The organism is Stenotrophomonas sp. MMGLT7 (assembly GCF_021168555.1).
Lineage (GTDB): Bacteria > Pseudomonadota > Gammaproteobacteria > Xanthomonadales > Xanthomonadaceae > MMGLT7.
Genome location: NZ_JAJOZS010000001.1, coordinates 576653 through 594798, shown reverse-complemented (window position 1 = coordinate 594798; position 18146 = coordinate 576653). Strand labels below are relative to the sequence as shown.

General features: G+C 68.7%; 19 protein-coding genes. 12 read left to right on the top strand and 7 right to left on the bottom strand.

The window, feature by feature from the left end; genetic code table 11:
* The first annotated feature begins 170 nt into the window (after positions 1–170).
* From LRX76_RS02745 to LRX76_RS02730, 4 genes are all read left to right on the top strand, one after another.
* Positions 171–2522, top strand: a complete 2352-nt coding sequence (locus LRX76_RS02745; RefSeq protein WP_231801688.1) for a TonB-dependent receptor — start codon at positions 171–173, stop codon at positions 2520–2522.
* 3 nt (positions 2523–2525) lie between these two features.
* A complete protein-coding gene (locus LRX76_RS02740) occupies positions 2526–3632 on the top strand; it encodes an alpha/beta hydrolase (RefSeq protein WP_231801686.1) in 1107 nt (368 codons plus the stop codon).
* 249 nt (positions 3633–3881) lie between these two features.
* Entirely contained in the window at positions 3882–4205 is a 324-nt protein-coding gene (locus LRX76_RS02735) for a multidrug efflux SMR transporter (protein ID WP_231801684.1), read from the top strand.
* Entirely contained in the window at positions 4202–4783 is a 582-nt protein-coding gene (locus tag LRX76_RS02730) for a TetR family transcriptional regulator (protein WP_231801682.1), read from the top strand. The genes LRX76_RS02735 and LRX76_RS02730 overlap by 4 nt, the downstream gene beginning before the upstream one ends.
* 361 nt (positions 4784–5144) lie before the next feature.
* On the opposite strand, the gene LRX76_RS02725 is transcribed toward LRX76_RS02730, so the two are convergent.
* Complete coding sequence (locus tag LRX76_RS02725) at positions 5145–5915, bottom strand: alpha/beta hydrolase (protein ID WP_231801680.1); 771 nt, start codon at positions 5913–5915, stop codon at positions 5145–5147.
* Positions 5916–5920: 5 nt separating this feature from the next.
* Positions 5921–6271 carry a cupin domain-containing protein gene (locus LRX76_RS02720; RefSeq protein ID WP_231801678.1) on the bottom strand — a complete coding sequence of 117 codons (351 nt, stop codon included), beginning with the start codon at positions 6269–6271 and terminating at the stop codon, positions 5921–5923.
* Between the two features lie 186 nt (positions 6272–6457).
* Between LRX76_RS02720 and LRX76_RS02715 the strand changes: the two genes are divergently transcribed.
* Both LRX76_RS02715 and LRX76_RS02710 read left to right on the top strand, forming a co-directional pair.
* Positions 6458–6649: a hypothetical protein gene (locus LRX76_RS02715; protein ID WP_231801676.1), complete on the top strand. Its 192-nt coding sequence runs from the start codon at positions 6458–6460 to the stop codon at positions 6647–6649.
* 1 nt (position 6650) lies between these two features.
* Positions 6651–7424: a haloacid dehalogenase type II gene (locus LRX76_RS02710; RefSeq protein ID WP_231801674.1), complete on the top strand. Its 774-nt coding sequence runs from the start codon at positions 6651–6653 to the stop codon at positions 7422–7424.
* 175 nt (positions 7425–7599) lie between these two features.
* Here LRX76_RS02710 and LRX76_RS02705 read toward each other — a convergent pair whose 3' ends face one another.
* On the bottom strand, positions 7600–8526 hold the full coding sequence (locus LRX76_RS02705) for a LysR substrate-binding domain-containing protein (protein ID WP_231801662.1): 927 nt from the start codon (positions 8524–8526) through the stop codon (positions 7600–7602).
* Positions 8527–8678: 152 nt separating this feature from the next.
* Between LRX76_RS02705 and LRX76_RS02700 the strand changes: the two genes are divergently transcribed.
* From LRX76_RS02700 to LRX76_RS02690, 3 genes are all read left to right on the top strand, one after another.
* Positions 8679–9218, top strand: a complete 540-nt coding sequence (locus tag LRX76_RS02700) for a hypothetical protein (RefSeq protein ID WP_231801659.1) — start codon at positions 8679–8681, stop codon at positions 9216–9218.
* Between the two features lie 7 nt (positions 9219–9225).
* Positions 9226–9552, top strand: coding sequence for a hypothetical protein (locus LRX76_RS02695; protein WP_231801657.1), 327 nt, complete (start codon positions 9226–9228; stop codon positions 9550–9552).
* Between the two features lie 164 nt (positions 9553–9716).
* Positions 9717–10559: an MBL fold metallo-hydrolase gene (locus tag LRX76_RS02690; RefSeq protein WP_231801655.1), complete on the top strand. Its 843-nt coding sequence runs from the start codon at positions 9717–9719 to the stop codon at positions 10557–10559.
* On the opposite strand, the gene LRX76_RS02685 is transcribed toward LRX76_RS02690, so the two are convergent.
* Positions 10547–11491, bottom strand: coding sequence for a LysR family transcriptional regulator (locus LRX76_RS02685; protein ID WP_231801653.1), 945 nt, complete (start codon positions 11489–11491; stop codon positions 10547–10549). The genes LRX76_RS02690 and LRX76_RS02685 overlap by 13 nt on opposite strands.
* A gap of 98 nt (positions 11492–11589) precedes the next feature.
* On the opposite strand from LRX76_RS02685, the gene LRX76_RS02680 reads away from it, so the two are divergent.
* The 3 genes from LRX76_RS02680 (at position 11590) to LRX76_RS02670 (ending at position 14814) form a co-directional block, all read left to right on the top strand.
* Positions 11590–12819 carry an MFS transporter gene (locus LRX76_RS02680; protein WP_231801651.1) on the top strand — a complete coding sequence of 410 codons (1230 nt, stop codon included), beginning with the start codon at positions 11590–11592 and terminating at the stop codon, positions 12817–12819.
* Positions 12820–12972: 153 nt separating this feature from the next.
* Positions 12973–13554 (top strand): TetR/AcrR family transcriptional regulator, encoded by a 582-nt coding sequence (locus LRX76_RS02675; RefSeq protein ID WP_231801649.1) that lies wholly within the window; start codon positions 12973–12975, stop codon positions 13552–13554.
* An 84-nt stretch (positions 13555–13638) separates the two neighbouring features.
* Complete coding sequence (locus LRX76_RS02670) at positions 13639–14814, top strand: MFS transporter (RefSeq protein WP_231801647.1); 1176 nt, start codon at positions 13639–13641, stop codon at positions 14812–14814.
* Between the two features lie 40 nt (positions 14815–14854).
* Here LRX76_RS02670 and LRX76_RS02665 read toward each other — a convergent pair whose 3' ends face one another.
* The 3 genes from LRX76_RS02665 to cysS all read right to left on the bottom strand — a co-directional run bounded on the left by LRX76_RS02665 (position 14855) and on the right by cysS (position 18061).
* The gene (locus tag LRX76_RS02665; RefSeq protein ID WP_231801645.1) at positions 14855–16102 is read right to left on the bottom strand and encodes an MFS transporter; all 1248 of its coding nucleotides are present in this window, start codon (positions 16100–16102) and stop codon (positions 14855–14857) included.
* Positions 16099–16536, bottom strand: a complete 438-nt coding sequence (locus tag LRX76_RS02660; RefSeq protein WP_231801643.1) for a SufE family protein — start codon at positions 16534–16536, stop codon at positions 16099–16101. The genes LRX76_RS02665 and LRX76_RS02660 overlap by 4 nt, the downstream gene beginning before the upstream one ends.
* 154 nt (positions 16537–16690) lie before the next feature.
* Positions 16691–18061, bottom strand: coding sequence for a cysteine--tRNA ligase (gene cysS / locus LRX76_RS02655; protein WP_231801641.1), 1371 nt, complete (start codon positions 18059–18061; stop codon positions 16691–16693).
* Positions 18062–18146 lie beyond the last annotated feature (85 nt).

Sequence of the window (18146 nt, the reverse complement as noted above, 5' to 3'; positions counted from 1 at the left end):
CGTAGAGCCTAGCTCGCTCGGCTGGGCCTTCCACGGTAGAGCCCCAGCCGAGCAAGCTCGGCCCTACGGCCACGGGGTGGGCGATCGACGCGACGAAGTTAAACGAAAGTGAAATAAAACCGGCACAGACTGAATGCGTGGCAAGTCGCCTCGTCGCTGCAGTCTCCCCCATGACCGTGTCCCGCATCCGCCGGCCGTTGCGCCTGTCGCCGCTGTTCTCCGCCCTGTGCCTGGCCTGGCTGCCGCCCGCGCTGGCCGTGGCCGCCGAGGAGGCACCCGCCGGCGAGGCGCCGGCGACCCAGCTCGAGCGCATCACCGTCACCGCGCAGAAGCGCGAGCAGCAGGTGGCCGACGTGCCGATCTCGATCAGCGCCTACAGCGGCGAGCTGCTGCGCAAGCTCGGCATCACCCGCATGGACGAGCTCAGCGCCTTCGTGCCCGGCTTCCACGCGCAGCTGCAGAGCCCGAACAATCCCGGCTACGTGGTACGCGGCATCACCACCGACAGCGGCGAGAGCACCCAGACCTCGCGCGTGTCGATCTTCCAGGACGGCGTGGACATCAGCCGCTCGCGCGGCTCGGCGGTGGCGCTGTTCGACATGGACCGCGTCGAGGTGCTGCGCGGTCCGCAGGGCACGCTGTTCGGCCGCGGCGCCGAGGCCGGCGCGGTCTCGCTGATCCAGAACAAGGCCAGCAACGACACCGCCGCCGGTTTCGACGCCGAACTGGGCAACCATTCCAGCCGCCGCATCAGCGCCTTCTACAACACCCCGCTCAACGAGGCGGTATCGGCGCGCATCGCGGTGTTCGATGCCGCCCACGACGGCTACGTGAAGAACCTCGGCGGCGGCGACCTCAATGGCGAGGATACCCAGGCGGCCCGGCTGAGCCTGCACTTCGACCTGGAGGACGGCGGCATCGACGCCATCTTCAACTGGCAGCACGACACCCCGCCGGGCACCGACTTCCACGGCACCGCGATCGCCAACCGCAACGGCTCGACCGACGTCTACGGCGATTCCGACCTCAACCGCGGCAATGCGCTGGGCCTGGACCGCACCATCTACGGCCTGACCGTGCTCGGCAACTTCCGCCTGGGCGAGAACTGGCAGCTCGACAGCACCACCGGCCTGCGCCGCTTCAACTCGCGCGAGGAGTTCGACGCCGACGGCAGCAACCGCGACATCCTGGAGATGGCCGAGTACGTCAAGAGCAAGCAGTTCAGCCAGGAATTCCGCTTCAACTACGACGGCGGCGGCCGCGTGCGCGGCTTCGCCGGAGCCAACTTCTTCTACGAGAAGGGCGAGCAGCGCGTGGACCTGCAGACCGACGAGGCCGCGCTGTTCTCCAGCGTGGTCTGGCCGATGCTGCTGCAATCGTATCCGGCATATGCCGCCTACCAGCCCTACGTCGACGGGCTGGTGGCCGCCAACTTCAACCCGATCTACTACCTGCTGGCCGGCGGCGCCTACGTCCCGTTCAACAACGACATCACCGAGGGCTACGCCAACTACGCCACCACCCACGCGGTGGAGGCCTTCGGTGACCTCAGCTTCGACGTGACCGATCGCCTGCAGCTGACCGGCGGCGTGCGCGTCTCGCACGAGGACATCCGCTCCGGCTACCGCACCTTCGATGCCGACGGCGTCGGCACCCTGGGCCTGCTCGGGCTGACCAGCGGCGGCGTGCCGGTGACGCCGAACAACCTGTTCGCCACCACCAACGGCCAGGTCCTCAGCAGCTCGGGCAGCTTCTGGGGCGTGACCGGGCGCCTGGTCGCCAACTACCGCCTGGGCGATGCCGGCAACCTGTACGCCAGCGTCTCGCGCGGGCGCAAGCCGAACGTGATCCAGGTGCAGCCCGACGCCACCACCGAGCTGCCGGCCGAGATCCTGACCAGCGGCGAGATCGGCTTCAAGGGCGAACTGGCGCAGGGCCGGTTCCTGTACGACCTGTCGGCGTTCTACTACGACTACAAGAACTTCCAGTCCAACGCCTACGTGGACGGGCAGTACCTCACCCGCAACGCCGGCCGCGCGCATGCGCCCGGCTTCGAGATGTCGCTGCAGCACAACTTCAGCACCGACCTCGGCGTGCTGTTCAACTACACCTGGATGCGCGCGCGCTTCAACGCGGTGGACCAGGACGGCGCGGCGCAGGAACTGTCCGGCAACCGCCTGCGCATGAGCCCGGACAACAGCGCCTCGCTGGCGGTGCTCTACAGCCACGACATCGGCGGCAACCGCAGCTTCTACCTGCGCCCGAGCTACCAGTGGAAGGACCGCATGTTCTTCGACGACGAGAACACCGCCGGGCTGGAGCAGAAGTCCTACGGGCTGGTGAACCTGCGCACCGGCGTCACCTTCGACAACGGCCGCTGGGACCTGGGCCTGTGGGGCGCCAACCTGACCGACGAGAAGTACCTGATCGACGCCGGCAACACCGGCGCCAACTTCGGCCTGCCGACCTACATCCGCGGTGCGCCGCGCACCTTCGGGGTCAGCGTGTCGGGCCGGTTCTGAGGCATGGGCATCGCCGCGGGAAAGTCGCCGCGCCGCTGGCGTCGGCTCGCGTACGCCTTGCTGGCGCTGCTGCTGCTCCTGGCGGCCGCGCTGGCGCTGGGGCCGCGGGTGGTGCCGCGTCTGGCGGAGTCGCCGCTGCCGCAGGTACCGCAGGACCCGCGCGCGCTGCAGGCCTGGATCGACGCGCGCGAGGCGGCCACGCCCAACCTGCGCGCCGATACCCGCGCACGCATCGTCTGGGCCGACCCGGCGCATCCGGCGCGCAGCGATTGCGCGATCGTCTACCTGCATGGCTTCAGCGCCAGCCAGGGCGAGGGCGCGCCGACCCACGAACGGCTGGCGCGCACCTTCGGCTGCAACCTCTACCTGCCGCGGCTGCCCGGGCATGGGCTGAAATCCGAACAGGCGCTGCGCGGCATCGACGCCCAGCGCCTGCTCGATGCCGCGGCCGAGGCACTGGCGGTGGGCCAGGTGCTCGGGCGCCGGGTGGTGCTGGTCGGCACCTCGATGGGCGGCGCGCTGGCGCTGCAGACCGCCGCCGCGCATCCGCGCCAGGTGCAGTCGCTGGTGCTGTGGTCGCCGCTGGTGCGCGAGCGCGACGACCAGTTGCAGCCGCTGCTGTGGCCGTGGGGCGCGCAACTGCTGCTGTGGAGCCGGAACCGCGGCGATCCGGTGCTGCGGCACCGGCCCGTCAGCGCCTACTGGGCCGATGCCATCCACATCGACGGCTATCGCGCGCTGGCCGCGCTCAGCCGCGGTGGCATGCTGCCGGCGATGTTCGCGCGGGTGCGGATGCCGGTGTTTCTCGGCTACTACTACCGCGACGAGCAGCACCAGGACGCGACCGTGTCGGTGGCGGCGATGCGGGCGATGTTCGCGCAGCTGGGCACGCCGGCGGCGCAGCGCGAGATGGTGGACTTCCCGCAGGCCGACAATCACGTGATCGCCTCGCCGCAGCGCTCCAAGGCGGTGCCGCAGGTGTTCGCCTCCACCTGCCGCTTCCTGGCCGGCCAGGCCCACCTGCCGCGTGCGCCGGGGGCGCCGGACTGCGCGGCCGCGTGGGCGGACTACGAACGCCAGCAGTGGCCGGAGCGCGCGGCCGCACCATGAATCGCGCCACGAATTGACCGGATGTGGTCGCAGCGATGCGGCGTGGGTTCGCGCAGGTCCGGTTCCGGCGATGGCCATCCGCGCCCGAGCGCCCGTGCCTGCGATACGGAGACGGACCAGGCCGGCATGGAGCAACGGAGAGCCGGTGGCGGCAGGCGGCCGTGACTACGCGCGGTACCTGCCCGGATGACAGTGCACGAGTTTCAGGCTACCTTTGTTGAACATAAGTTCAAATTTAAGGGAGGGCCAATGACCTATCTTCTCCTTGCCGCTGCCATCGCCTCGGAAATCGTGGGTGCGCTGGCCACGCGCTTTTCCGACGGCTTCACCAGGCCATTGCCGACGGTGGTGGCGGTGGCGGGTGTCGTCGGTGCCTACTACCTGCTTTCGCTGGTGCTGAACCGCGGCATGGCGATCGGCGTGGCCTATGCGATATGGGCCGCGCTCGGGGTGGCCTGCGTGGCGATCATCGGCGCGGTATTCCTCGGCGACAAGCTCAGCTGGATCCAGTCGCTCGGCATCGTGCTGGTCATCGGCGGCGTCGTCGCGCTCGAACTCGGGGGCAGGCATTGAATCCCACGCCCATCCCCCTGGACGACGGGCGCCGGCTCAGGGGCGAAGCGCGGCGCCGGAAGCTGATCGCGGCGACGCTGGCGGTGGTCGAACGCGATGGCGTCGCCGGGGTGACGCATCGCAGCGTCGCCAAGCAGGCCGGCGTTTCCGCCAGTTCGGCGATCTACTACTTCGCCACCCTCGACGACCTGCTGCTGGCCGCGCTGACCGCCGCCGCACAGGCGTATGCCGAGCAGCTGGAAGCGCTGGTCGCCAGCGGCCGCGACGAGATCGACGGCATCGCCGAAATGATCGCCGAGGCCAGCGGCTGCGGCCGGCAGCGGGCCCTGGCCGAGCGCGAGTTGACCCTGCAGGCCGCGCGGCGGCCGGCCTTGCGGCCGATCGCCCAGCACTGGCGTACGCTGGTCGCCCGTGCCGCCGGCAGGCACACGTCCGATCCCTTGACGATCCAGGCGGTGGTGGCGGTTGCCGATGGGATATGCGCCAAGGCATTGCTGGAAGACGAAGCCGTTCCTGCCGCTGCGGTGAATCGGCTGCTTCGGCAGGTCATCGGCAGCGCTGCTCCCGGCACGGGCTAGGGTGCACGCATTGCCGGCAGGCCCGCTCGGCCGTCGGCGACATGCCACGGTGCCGTGGCAGGCGAACGCATACCCGCTACGCCTGCCGCTTCCCGGCCTTCGCACGACGCCACTCGTTCGCGCACATCGGGCCGCCGCCGCGATCACCGCGGGAACCGCTTCTGCACGGCGAAATCGACGAACACCTAAGCCCCTGGGCAAAGAGGTGGCGGCTGGATCGCAAGGCGCATGGAGGATCCCTGCCTGGATGCCGGGCAATCACGGATTCCCGGAGCAGCCAGGGCGAGCATGACGATGCCGGTGCCGGGTTCGCTCCCTGCCGATCTGATGCCCCGACCCGCCAGTCCTGGGGGCGGTGGCTTCAGGCGCCAAACGCATCGCACAGCGCGAGCACCCACGCGGGCTTGTCCTCATGCGGGGAATGCCCGGCGAACGGCAGGTTCGCCAGATGGGCGCCCGGCACCCGGTCCGCCAGTTCGGCGGCATGCCGGCGGGAGACCAGCGGGTCTTCGTCGCCGCGGATGACCAGGAGCTCGCAGGCGATCCGCGCGATGGTCTCTCCGGGGTAGCCGTCCGGGTCCGACGCCAGCCACATCGCCACGAGCGCCGAGGCCAGCCTCTGGAAATCGGGTTCGGGGTTCAGTGCCCGGTAGCGCTCGACGCTGTGCGGGTACATTTCCCGCCAGCTCGCCGCGGTGACGCCTGCATAGAGGGCGCGGGTCGGATCGTCCGCCTCCAGCGTCCAGTGCGCGCCGATCGTCACCAGCTTGTCGATCCGCACGGTGCCCGAGGCCGCCAGCCGCAGCGCGGCGATACCGCCATCGCTGTGGCCGATGACGCTGCAGCGCTGCACGCCCAGGTGCGCCAGCACGGCGGCCACGTCCTGCTCGATGCGGCGGTAGGTCAGCGGCAGCGTGCCCAGTGTCGATTTCCCCTGGCCGCGGCTGTCGATGCCGATCAGCCAATGGGCGCTGCCCAGGCCGGGCGCGATTGCGTTGAAGGTCTCGATGTCGCCGAAGCCGCCGTGCAGCAGCACCAGCGCGGGGGCATCGGGATCGCCCTGGCACTCGCAGTAGATGCGGGCGCCGTCGATCTCGACGTGCTGGCCATCTCGGTGCGTGAAGGTGGTCATGGCGGTCATCCCTTCGCGCGGGTTGCCGCGCCGTTTTCGTCCAGGATGTCCGCCCCGGCCCGCTCGGACAGCGCGAGGTAGAGGCTGGGCACCAGCGCGATGACGCGGTGTGTGTCGCCTGCCTCCAGGACCAGGTGGTCGCCCGGTCCCAGGGTCTGGCCGTTGACCTGCAGGCGGCCTTCGATGAGGTGGATCTGCTCCCAGCCCTGGTGCCGGTGCAGCGGCAGGCTGGCACCGGCGTCGAGCTTGAGCAGCGTGTGGCCGCCGCCCTGGTAGTTGCGCCACAACGGCGCGCAGGCGATGCCGGGGTACGGAGTGGGTCGATAGGTGCGGTGGGCTTGGCTGTCGTAGTGCATGGAAACTCCCTGCATCCGGGCGGACCGGCATTGCGGTACTGGCTGCCGATGGCGTCACGATAATCGAGGGTGCTGACAGTTTCTGTCGGCAGCGCGTCGTTGCCGTTCGCACCGCAGCGTCGGTAGCGCGGCGGCGGGATGGCGCCCCGATCGCAGTTCTCCCGTCGCCAGCCGGTCCCCCCGGGAATGGCGCAGACCGCGGCGGCGCCGGTACCCCGCCGCGACGACGCGCTCGCGCCCGAAGAAGCCCGGCGGGTGCAGGCCGTTGCCATTGCCCTGGATAGCGACCTTTTGCCGCCGTCCTGGCGCAATGGGATACTCGACATGGGCAATCCCCCGGCCTCGAATGACGGCCACGGCATGAAGAAGGGGAGGTGAGATGCGGGCCATCCTGTTCGATGTCCTCGGCACGGTCGTGGATTGGCGTTGCAGCCTGGTGGCCCAGTTCCGGGCGCTGTCGCAGGAACTTGGCCGCGATCTGCCCGGCGAGATGCTGGCTGACCAGTGGCGCGGGCACTACGCCTCCTCCATGGACCGGATACGCACCGGCGAGCTGCCCTGGACCGTCCTGGACGACCTGCACCGGGCGAGCCTGAGGGCACTGCTGGCGCAGCATGGCCTGCACCTGGATGAGGGACTGGTGGAACGGATCAACCGCTTCTGGCACCGGCTCGACCCTTGGCCGGATACGGTTGCCGGCCTGCACCGGCTCAAGCAACGCTTCGCGATCGGGACGCTGACCAACGGCAACCTGGCGCTGATGGTCGACGTGGCTCGCCACGCGTGCCTGCCCTGGGACGTGCTGTTCTGCGCGGACCTGTTCCGGCACTACAAGCCGGACCCGGAGGTCTACCTGGGCGCTTGCCGCCTGCTGGGGCTGCCGCCTGGCGAGGTCATGCTGTGCGCGGCGCACAACTACGATCTGCGGGCCGCGCGCGCGCTGGGGTTCGGGACCGCCTTCATCCCCCGGCCGCACGAGTATGGGCCGGCGCAACGCAAGGACCTGGTGGCCGAGGAGGACTGGGACGTGGTGGCGGACGACCTGATGGACCTGGATCGCAGGCTGCGGACCTGGCGAGTGGCAACGCCGGATGGTGCGGACTGGAGCACCATCCGGGGGCATCCTTGCCAGGCCTGCGCCCAAGCACGATGACGGGACCAGCTTCGCTTTCTGCCAGCCGGCAGGCCGGTCTGCCCCCGTTCTTGGATGAGGGAAGGGGTTCCTGCCCGTTACCGCGGAAGCCGGCGATCGGGCAATGGCCGGGATGGTGGATCGTCGCGATGATGCGCGGCGGAGGAGCGTCGCGGGAGTCCGGACGACGGCGCGACTAAACGACCGAAACAGGGCCCTGCGAGGCAGCCTTCGTTGTCTCCTTCGCCTCGTCGAGTATCCATTGGGCAAACGCCTGGATCGGTCCTTCGCTCAAGTCGACAGGTTCGGGAAGGACGAGGCAAAAAGTCTTGGAAATGGTTCTTCCCTCCGGCCAGGGCGCAACCAGCCGACCCTGCGCGAGTTCGGCCTCGACATAAAGGCGCGGTACCAAGGCTACGCCCAGGCCGGCCAGTGCGGCCTCGATCAGCATGGCATGGAGGTCGTAGCGCGCGCCGACCGCAGGATTCGCAAGCGCGATCCCGGTCTCCTCGGAATAGCGCTGCCAGGCGTCCGGGTTCTGCCGCCGGTGCAGGCGCGGCAGCTTGTCCAGCAATTCCGCGCCTTCATCTTCTTCCTGCGCAAGCGCGGGATGGCAGACCGGGACCAGCGCCTCGTGCAACAGGCGGTGCGTCCGCATTCCCGTCCAGGCCGGATGCTCGAAGTGGATCGCGGCGTCGAAGCCGCTTCCGGCCAGGACGAACGGCTCCATGCGCTCGGCAAGATGCACGGTGATGTTCGGGTGCTCCTGCCGGAACCGCGACAGGCGTGGGATGAGCCATCGCATCGCGAAAGTCGGGATGACGGCGATGTCCAGGCCTGCGCCGTCGCTCGGCTGTCCCATCAGATACTGGCTATCGCGATCCAGCCGGTCGAGCAGTTCGCGGACCTGAGCCGCGTAGCGCTCCTTGTTGGGCAGGAGCCGGACGCGGTTGCCGGTGCGCTCGAACAGCGGGATGCCGAGAAAGGCCTCCAGCCGGCCGATCTGGCGGCTGATGGCGCCTTCGGTCAGGGACAGTTCGTCTGCCGCGCGGGCGAAGCTGCCATGGCGGGCGGCCGCCTCGAATGCCATCAGGGCGGAGTTGCTGGGGATCTTGCGACGCACGGGGGAGTCCTGGTGCCGAAAGCCGGGGTTCACTTCTACCTTGATGTTGTATCACTGAAGCATGCCAAAAGATCGATTTATCGATGAAGTGTGCGGCCCTACCATGACTGAACGTCAAGGGTGTCCGGGGGCTTCCGGCCAGGAGTGATCTGATGATCTATACCGTCGAATGCAGCTTCGCCGATCCGGCCAGCGAAGCGGAGTGGAACCGTTTCTACAGCCTGGAAAAGCTACCGGCGCTCATTTCGGTGAGGGGGTTCCACACTTCGCAGCGCTTCAGCGCATTGAGCGCCGGCTGCCCTTCCTATCTCGCCATCCACTCGATCGACGGCCTCGGCGTTCTTCAGGGAGACGAGTATCTGCAGAAAGGCGGCGGAAATTTCGCGAGATGGCAACGGCACATCACCGACTGGCATCGCAATCTCTATGACGGTCTCGACCGTGCCCCCGCCATCGGCGTGGACGAGTATCTGGCGCTGAGTGCGATCGGCCCCGGGCCGCTTGCCGACATGGGACTTGTAGCTTGCTCGATGCATGCCGTCGCCCTGGAGAAGGCTCCTGAGTACCGCTGGCTGGCCAGGCTGAAGCGCCCTGCGGAGCCGGTTGCCGAGCATCTGCCGGCGGGCGTCCATCTCTATGTGCCGATGACGCAGCAACTGACGCGCGATGCTGCCCCGAGGATTTCACGGTAGCGCCGAGATGCCGAATGTCACCATCTTCATCCCGGCGGAGAGGATGCCGGCAGAAGAAGCGCTCCGGGATCTTGCCGGGCAATGCACCGAGCTGTGCACGGGAGTCCTCGGGGCGGCACTGGACAACGTGCACATCATCTATGTCGGCGTCCGCCGGGGGCGGGGGCATCCTGTCTTCGCGGAGATCCAGTATCGCCTTGAGCCGTTTCGCACGCCTGCGGTCATGGAGGCATTCATGGAGCGGCTTGACGAAGCCATAAGGCATGCGACGGGAATGACTGCGCGTATTCGCTGCTTCGGCCATGCGGCGCCGGACATCCATGCGCGGAACTAAAGCATTTCCGAGCCAGGCATCTAGCCCGGCATCGTCGCTCCCGCGTAGGTTGGGTGACTTGACCGCGATCTGGCCGGGAAAGGCACTGGATCCCCGCCTGCGCGGGAACGACGGCACCGTACACATTCCCGGGGAGAATGCTCCGGGCCATGGCAGGAAACAGGATGAGGAATGAAATGAAATTTCCATGCCGTCAGGTCGGAGAGTTCTCGGTCACGGCCATCAGCGACGGTTATCTTTCCGCCAGCCTGGATCTGCTCGCCAATATCGATCCGGCTTGTGCTTCCGCCTTGCAAGAGGCCGCAGGGGTAAGCGATCCGTCTTCGATTCACATCAATTGCTATCTTGTCCGCGGGCGCGGCCGCACGATTCTGATCGACGCCGGTGCCGGAGGTTTCAAGCAATGGGGCGGCAAGCTAAGGGACAACATCGCGCGGGCGGGGGTATCCCCGTTGGAGATCGACTCGATTCTCCTGACGCATGCGCATCCCGACCATGTCGGTGGGCTCATCGATGCCTCGGGAGAAGTGGCCTTTCCCAATGCCGAGCTGGTGGTCCATCGTCGTGAGGTCGCTTTCTGGGAGGACGACGGCAACTTGAGCCAGGCCGGTGAGCGCGCCCGCGGCAACTTCCTGTTTGCCCGGAAGGTGTTCGCCACCTATCGCGACAGAATGCGCACGTTCACCGATGGCGAAGTGCTGGCCGGCATCGGCGCAATGCCGCTTCCGGGCCATACGGCCGGGCATAGCGGCTATCGCCTCGAATCCGGAGGCCACAGCCTGCTGGTCTGGGGGGACATCGTCCATTTCCCCCACATCCAGATCGCCCGTCCCGAGGCATCGATTGCGTTCGACCAGGATCCACAGCTCTCCGCCTCCACGCGATCGAGGCTCCTGGATGTCGTCAGCTCGGACCATCTCCCGATCGCGGGGATGCATCTCGGTGAACCCGGATTCGCGCTTATCGAGCGGAAAGGCAAGGCCTACCGTGTTTGCTACGAGACCTGAGCGGGGTTTCCCCGCCTGCTGCCGAGATCGCGTGCGACTTCCTCGCCGAGATAGTCCAGCAGCACCCTGACCCTGGACGGGACATGCCGGCCGGGGCCGACGAACACGGCGTGGATCTCCTCCACGTCGCCGGGGTTGTGGTCCTCCAGCAGCGGCAGCAGCCGGCCCGCTTCGAGATCGGCATCGACATGGAAGCGGGCCAGGCGCGCCACGCCGAGTCCGGCCAGCGTCATCTGCCGCATGCTTTCGCCATCGCCCAGCCGCAACTGCCCCGACGGCGGGATGGCGATGGCCGTGCCGTGGCGATCGGTGAACGGCCAGGCATCCACGTGCCGCGTGTAGCCGAAGCCCAGGCACCGGTGCTGCCGCAGGTCCTGCGGTTGCCTGGGCGTCCCCGCGCGCTGCAGGTAGGCAGGGGAGGCCACCACCACGCGGCCGCTGGCCCCGAGCCGGCGCTGGGTCAGGCGCGAGTCCGGCATCGGCCCGGTGCGGATGGCGACATCGCTGCGGTCGTCCAGCAGGTCCACCACGGCGTCGCTCAGCGCCACGTCCAGCTGCACGTCCGGGTAGCGCTCGAGGAACGCCGGCAGGCGCGGCAACAGGTAATGGACGCCGAACGCCACGTGGCTGTTGATGCGTACCCGGCCGCGCGGCGAGCGGGCTTGCGCCGCCTCGTGCTCGGCGCAGTCGATGTCGTCGAGGATACGCAGGCAGCGCTCGTGGAAGGCGCTGCCTTCCGGCGTCAGCAGCAGCTTGCGGGTGGTCCGGTGCAGCAGCTTGACGCCCAGGCGGGCTTCCAGCCGGCCGATGAGCTTGCTGACGGCCGAGGCCGTCATGCCCAGCGGCTCGGCCGCGGCGGTGAATCCCTCGGCCGCGACCACGGCGGCGAACACCTCCATCTCGAAGGCGCGGTTGATGTTCTGGCGGGACATTGGATGAATCCATTTCAATGGTGAATTGAACTAGCTCCATCTATTTCATCATGGCGGCGGCACCTACGCTCCGGGACGAATCCACTCCGGAGCTCCCCATGACGGCTGTCCTGACGCAGCGCACCGCTTTGCCCGCCCTGTTCGCGCTGATGCTCGGCGCCTTCGCCATCGGCACGACCGAGTTCGTGGCGATCGGCATCCTCCCCGGTGTCGCCGCCGACCTGCGGCTCACCTTGCCGGCGGCCGGGTGGATGGTCGGCATCTATGCGCTGGGGGTGGTGGTGGGCGGTCCCCTGCTCACCGCGCTGACCGGGCGGGTGCCGCGCAAGTGGCTGCTGGTGGGCGCAATGGCCTTGTTCACGCTGGCCAACGCGGTGGTAGCGCTGAGTGCGTCCTACGCGCTGCTGCTGGCGGCCCGCGGCGTCGGCGCGTTCGCGCACGGCGTGTTCTTCGGCATCGGCGCCAGTGTTGCCGCCGGCCTGGTGCCGCCCGAGCGCCGCGCGGCGGCGATCGCCATGGTGTTCTCGGGACTGACCCTGGCGGTGGCGACCAGCGTGCCGCTGGGCACCTTCCTCGGCCAGGCGCTGGGCTGGCGCGCGACGTTCTGGGCGGTGGCCGGCCTGGGCCTGCTGTCGGCGCTGGCGATGGCGGGCCTGCTGCCGGGTTCGATCGCCACGACGCGACCCGGCAGCCTGCGCGAGCAGGCGCGCGTGCTGGGCAGCGGCCGGCTGCTGATGGCCTTCGGCATGAACGTGTTCGGCTACGGCGGCACCTTCGTCGCCTTCACCTACCTGGCCGCCATCCTGGAGCAGGTCACCGGCTTCGGTCCGGAGCGGGTGAGCCAGTTGCTGGTGCTCTACGGCGTGTCGGTGATCGCCGGCAACGCCATCGGCGGCCGGCTGGTCGATCGCGATCCGCTGCCGGTGCTGGCGGTGATGTTCACGCTGCAGGCGGCGGTGCTGGCCGCGTTCGGCTTCACCGCCGCGTCGGCGCCGGGCACCGTGGCCACGCTCGCGCTGATGGGGGCGTTGTCGTTCTGCAATGTCCCCGGGCTGCACCTGTACGTGCTGCAGCTGGCCCGGCGCTACCGCCCGGGCGCGATCGATACGGCCTCGGCCATCAACATCTCGGCGGCCAATCTGGGCATCGCCCTGGCCGCGCTGGTGGGCGGCCGTGTGGTGGATTCGCCGCTCGGCCTGGCGGCCACGCCCTGGGTCGGCGCCTGCGTGGTGATGGTCGCGCTGGGGTTGACGCTTTGGAGCGGGTGGCTCGACCGCAGGCATCCGCCAGGCGAGTCGTCGCTGCCGGATGACGCCACCGGACCTTGAGAGGACGTGCCAAGTCGACACCGGCACGGCGGCCTGCAGGTTCCGATGGCAGCGCCGGCGGATGCGATCGGACCCGGTCAGCTCCTAAATGTTGACTGATCGGTAAAATATGTCTCTAATCCCATTCACTGGCGGTTTCGAAGAATCAGAGTCATGAGTGGAAGACCCAAGGAATACGACGGTACGGCCGTCATCGACGCCGCCATGGACGTGTTCTGGACGAATGGCTACGAAGCCAGTTCGACGCAGGCATTGTGCGAGCGTACCGGTCTGGGGCGCGGCAGCCTCTACCATGCCTTCGGCAGCAAGCAGAACCTGTACGAGCAAGCGCTGCGCCGCTACCAGGAACTGGGACTCGAGGCGCAGACCGCGATCCTCGAAGGCCCCGGCTCTGCCAGGGAACGGCTGCGGGCCTTGCTGCAGTGGGGCGTGGATGGCGATCTGGAGCCTGCCAAGCGCCGCAGTTGCATGGCCCTGTTTTCGGTCATGGAACGCAGCAGCAAGGATCCGGTGATCGACCGGATCAATCGCGCCTACGTCAACAGGCTGGAAGCCGCGGTGTGCCATGTCATCGCGGTCGGACAGCGCAATGGCGAACTGTCCGGCGATCGACCCGCCCTGGAAATGGCGCGTGCCTTTCTCGCCAGCTACTACGGGTTGCGCATCCTCGGGCAAGCGATGCCGGATCGCGCTTTCCTCGCCGACGTGCTGGAAGGAACGATCGCAAGGCTCTGACCCCGGAAGCTGAGCATCCGCCGGTGGGCCGGCTTCTTTCGCCCTGTTTTGTACCGATCAATAAACTTTAGAAGGAATCTCTCCATGCCGTTGGTGGTCTACATCCTGGGACTGACGATCTTCTCGTTGACGACGTCCGAGTTCATGGTGGCGGGCATGATGCCGTCGCTGACGCAGGCTCTGGGCGTGTCGGTGACGCAGGTCGGGTACCTGATATCGCTCTATGCCATCGGCATGGTCGTCGGCGGGCCGTTGCTCACCGTTGGCCTGCTCAAGCTGTGCGTGCCGAACAAGAAGGCGCTGCTTTGGCTGCTGGGCTTCTACGCGATCGCCCAGTCGGTGGCCGCCTTGGCGACGAACTACGAGGTCATGGCCGTCGCGCGGGTGGCCACCGGTGTGGCGGGCTCGGCCTGCTTCGGCGTGGCGCTGGCGATCTGCGCAGAGGTCGTCGACGCCGGGTCGCGCGGGCGGGCCGCTTCGATCGTGGTCGGCGGGCTGATGCTGGCGACGGTGCTGGGCGTCCCCATCGCCACGATCGTCGATCAGCACTGGGGCTGGCGCGCGAGCTTCTGGCTGGTGGTCGCCCTGGCGGCGCTTTGCGCGGCGGCCATCGCGCTGCTGGTGCCTCGTTCCAGGCCCGGCGAGGTTGTCGGCCTCGCTGCGGAACTGGCGGAGTTCAGGAACCGGCACCTATGGGCGGCCTACGCCAGCAGCGGACTGATCATCGGCGCGACCTTCGCGGCCTTCAGCTACTTCGCGCCGATCCTGACCGGGGTATCCGGCTTTGCCGCCTCCTCGATCCCCTGGCTGCTGGGGATCTATGGCGCAGCGAACGTGGTGGGCAACATGGTCGTGGGTCGATATGCGGACAGGCACGCCATGCCCATCATGGCCTGGGGCCTGATTGCGCTGGGCATCGCCTTGACGCTGTTCGCTGTCTTCGCCCAGAGCCGGGCCGCCAGCCTTTGCGCGCTGGTCGTGATCGGCCTGGTCGGCGTACCGATGAATCCAGCCATGATCGCCCGCGTCATGAAGACCGCGCACCCGGGACCCTTGGTCAACACCGTCCATACTTCCGTGATCAACATCGGCCTGGGGGCGGGGGCCTGGATCGGCGGGCTCGGAATCGGCGCCGGATATGGGCTGCTGTCACCGCTGTGGGTCGGTGTGGCGCTGGCTGCCTTGGGACTTTTGAGCATGCTGCCGTACCTGATGCGCAAGCCATGTGCCCGGCCCGTGGCGTATTGCCGAAACGATTGAGCAGGTCCTCCGGGTGCCTGGCTCGCCCCGCGGCCGGGCGCTACTGCAGCTCGCGCAGATCCAGCTTGCGCAGCCGCGGCGCCTTGGCCGCCACCGTGCCGGCCACCGCCAGGATGGCGAAGCCGCCGACGATCACCGCCGGGATCAGCCCCAGCAGCCGCGCCATGGTGCCGGCGTAGAACGCGCCCAGTTCGTTGGACGAGCTGATGAAGATGCCGTTGATCGAGGACACCCGGCCGCGCATCTCGTCGGGCGTGGCCAGCTGCAGGATGGTCTGCCGCACCACCACCGAGACGCCGTCGCACATGCCGTAGGCCAGCAGGATCAGCGCCGACAGCCAGAAGCTGCGCGACAGCCCGAAGGCGATCACGCACAGGCCGAAGCCGGTCACCGCCAGCAGCAGCGTGCGCCCGGCGTTGCGCTGCAGCGGCCGCCGCGCCAGCCACAGCCCGACCAGGATCGAGCCCAGCGCCGGGGCGCCGCGCAGGATGCCCAGGCCCTCCGGGCCGTAGTGCAGGATGTCGTGGATGAAGGCCGGCAGCATCGCCACCACGCCGCCGAGCAGCACCGAGAACATGTCCAGCGCCATCGCCCCGAGCATGATCTGGTGCGAGAACACGAAGCGCGCACCTTCGGCGATGCTGCGGAAGATCGGCGCGCGGGTGCCGTTGGCGGCCGGTTCGGCCACCTTGAGCACGAACAGCGCCGCCAGCGCCGCCAACGAGGTGAACACCGCGGTGCCGTAGGCCAGGCTCTTGCCGCCCCAGCCCACCAGCACGCCGCCCAGCGCCGGCCCGATCACCATGCCGGCCTGGAAGAACACGCTGCCGATGCTGGCGCCGCGCGCGTACTGGGTGCGCGGCAGCACCCGCGCGAACAGCGCGTTATAGACCGGCGTCAGGAACGAGCGGGCGACGCCTGTCAGCGAGATCGCCGCATAGATCGGCCAGGTGCCATCGGCCCGCAGCCAGCCCTGCGATACCGCCAGCAGGATCAGCGCGGTGCCGATCAGTCCCAGCGTCGCCGCCATGCCCAGCCTGCGGCGCGGCAGGTGGTCCACCAGGTAGCCGGCGAAGGGCGCCACGCAGAAGAACGGCAGCACCTCGGCCAGGCCGATCAGGCCCAGCGAGAACGGATTGCGGGTGATCTCGTAGATATGCCAGCCGACCGTGACCGCCACGATCTGGTAGGACAGCATCGCGCAGATGCGGTAGCCCAGGACCAGGGCGAAGCCCGGGTGGGCGAACAGCGAGCCGTTGCCCGCGGCCGGTTCCGGGGGGACGCTCATTGCCGGGCGCGCGCGGTGTCGCGGATGAAGGCCAGCAACGCGGCGTGGCCGTTGCTGCGGGTCGGCGACAGGTGTCGGGCCAGGCCGGTGGCGGCGACGTAGTCGGGCTCGGTGGCGAGGATCTCGCTGGCCGGGCGGCCGGAATACACGCGCAGTGCCAGGTAGATCAGCCCGGAGACGATCGCCGAGTCGCTGACGGCGTGGAAATCCAGACGCTGCGCGTCGCCCTCGGGCACGATCCAGACCATCGACTGGCAACCGAGCAGGCGGTGTTCCTCGGTCTTCCACTGCTCGGGGAAGGGCGGCAGCTTGCGGCCGAGGTCGATCAGGTACTGGTAGCGCTCGGACCAGTCGCCGAAGAAGGAGAACTCCTCGGCGATGGCGGCCTGGGCCTGCGCGGCGGTGGGTTCGAGCGGGAAGGGGGTTGGGGTCATGGCAATCCTGTTCTTGGCCCCTCTCCCGTCGGGAGAGGGGTTGGGGTGAGGGTACGGGCGCAGCCTCGTGCAATCGAAACACCGAGAGGGCTTTGCCCCGTACCCTCATCCGCCCCTTCGGGGCATCTTCTCCCACGGGGAGAAGGGAAAAAAGCTAGGCGCGCTTCCATCGCACTCCCTGCGCGGTGTCCTCCAGCACGATGCCCTCGGCGGCCAGCTGGTCGCGGATGGCGTCGGCGCGGGCGAAGTCGCGGGCCTTCTTGGCCGTGGCGCGCTCGTCGATCAGCGCCTGGATGCGCACGTCGTCCTCGCCCGAGGCGCCGCGGGCGAACCATTCGACCGGCGCCTGCTGCAGCAGGCCCAGCGCCAGGCCGGCGCCGAGCAGCTCGCTCTTCAGCCGCACCTTCTCGGCGGGCGTATCCGCCTTGCGCGCCTCGCCGGCGATGCGGGCCAGTTCGGCCAGCGCCTGCGGCGTGTTGAGGTCGTCGTCCAGCGCGGTCTCGATCGTGGCCGGGATCGCCGCGGTCGCCTCGACCTCCAGCAGTTCGCGCAGCGTGCCGTACAGCCGGTCCAGCGTGCGCACCGACTGCTCGATCAGCGCGTCCGACCAGTCCAGCGGCTGCCGGTAGTGCGCGCTCAGCAGCGCGTAGCGCAGCGCCTCGGGCGGGTGCTTGGCGACCAGTTCGTGCACGGTCTCGATGTTGCCCAGCGACTTGCTCATCTTGGCGCCGCCGAAGTTGAGCATGCCGTTGTGCAGCCAGAAGCGGGCGAAGATGGCGCCGCCGTGGGCGCATTCGCTCTGCGCGATCTCGTTCTCGTGGTGCGGAAACTGCAGGTCGACGCCGCCGGCGTGGATGTCGATGGTGTCGCCCAGGTGCGCGGCGGCCATCGCCGAGCACTCGATGTGCCAGCCGGGGCGGCCGCGGCCCCACGGCGAGTCCCAGCCGGGCAGGTCGTCGGAGGAGGGCTTCCACAGCACGAAGTCGCCCGCATCGCGCTTGTACGGCGCCACTTCGACGCGGGCGCCGGCCAGCATTTCCTCCGGGTCGCGGCGCGAGAGCTTGCCGTAGCCGGGGAAGGTCTTCACCGCGAACAGCACGTGGCCCTCGGCGGCGTAGGCGTGCCCGGCCGCGATCAGGCGCTCGATCATCGCCACGATCTGCGGGATGTGCGCGGTGGCCTCCGGCTCGATGTCCGGCGGGGCCACGCCCAGCGCCGCCATGTCCTGCCGGTAGGCGGCGGCGAAGCGGTCGGTGATCGCGGTGATCGGCACGCCCTGCGCACGCGCGGCATTGTTGATCTTGTCGTCCACGTCGGTGATGTTGCGGGCATAGCGCAGCGCGCCGTAGCGCCGCCGCAGCAGTGCCGCCAGCACCCCGAACACCACCGGTCCGCGGGCGTTGCCGATGTGCACGAAGTTGTAGACCGTCGGCCCGCAGACATACATGGTCGGACCGTTGTCCGGATCCAGCGGCTGGAAATCCTCGACCCGGCGGGTGAGGTTGTTGTGCAGGCGTAGGCTCATGGGGGATCGGCGCAGGAGAACCGCCGGATTCTACCGGCCCCGGGGCGAGCCATCCATGTTCGCCGCCGACGGGGTGGCGTTCAGC

Bases quoted from the DNA above. Each gene is read 5' to 3' on its own strand.
- LRX76_RS02745 (WP_231801688.1), top strand. From the start codon at position 171: ATGACCGTGTCCCGCATCCGCCGGCCGTTGCGCCTGTCGCCGCTGTTC.
- LRX76_RS02710 (WP_231801674.1), top strand. From the start codon at position 6,651: ATGCGGGCCATCCTGTTCGATGTCCTCGGCACGGTCGTGGATTGGCGT.
- cysS (WP_231801641.1), bottom strand. From the start codon at position 18,061: ATGAGCCTACGCCTGCACAACAACCTCACCCGCCGGGTCGAGGATTTC.
- LRX76_RS02685 (WP_231801653.1), bottom strand. From the start codon at position 11,491: ATGTCCCGCCAGAACATCAACCGCGCCTTCGAGATGGAGGTGTTCGCC.
- LRX76_RS02675 (WP_231801649.1), top strand. From the start codon at position 12,973: ATGAGTGGAAGACCCAAGGAATACGACGGTACGGCCGTCATCGACGCC.
- LRX76_RS02700 (WP_231801659.1), top strand. From the start codon at position 8,679: ATGATCTATACCGTCGAATGCAGCTTCGCCGATCCGGCCAGCGAAGCG.
- LRX76_RS02660 (WP_231801643.1), bottom strand. From the start codon at position 16,536: ATGACCCCAACCCCCTTCCCGCTCGAACCCACCGCCGCGCAGGCCCAG.
- LRX76_RS02695 (WP_231801657.1), top strand. From the start codon at position 9,226: ATGCCGAATGTCACCATCTTCATCCCGGCGGAGAGGATGCCGGCAGAA.
- LRX76_RS02735 (WP_231801684.1), top strand. From the start codon at position 3,882: ATGACCTATCTTCTCCTTGCCGCTGCCATCGCCTCGGAAATCGTGGGT.
- LRX76_RS02680 (WP_231801651.1), top strand. From the start codon at position 11,590: ATGACGGCTGTCCTGACGCAGCGCACCGCTTTGCCCGCCCTGTTCGCG.
- LRX76_RS02690 (WP_231801655.1), top strand. From the start codon at position 9,717: ATGAGGAATGAAATGAAATTTCCATGCCGTCAGGTCGGAGAGTTCTCG.
- LRX76_RS02670 (WP_231801647.1), top strand. From the start codon at position 13,639: ATGCCGTTGGTGGTCTACATCCTGGGACTGACGATCTTCTCGTTGACG.
- LRX76_RS02725 (WP_231801680.1), bottom strand. From the start codon at position 5,915: ATGACCACCTTCACGCACCGAGATGGCCAGCACGTCGAGATCGACGGC.
- LRX76_RS02740 (WP_231801686.1), top strand. From the start codon at position 2,526: ATGGGCATCGCCGCGGGAAAGTCGCCGCGCCGCTGGCGTCGGCTCGCG.
- LRX76_RS02665 (WP_231801645.1), bottom strand. From the start codon at position 16,102: ATGAGCGTCCCCCCGGAACCGGCCGCGGGCAACGGCTCGCTGTTCGCC.
- LRX76_RS02720 (WP_231801678.1), bottom strand. From the start codon at position 6,271: ATGCACTACGACAGCCAAGCCCACCGCACCTATCGACCCACTCCGTAC.
- LRX76_RS02715 (WP_231801676.1), top strand. From the start codon at position 6,458: ATGGCGCAGACCGCGGCGGCGCCGGTACCCCGCCGCGACGACGCGCTC.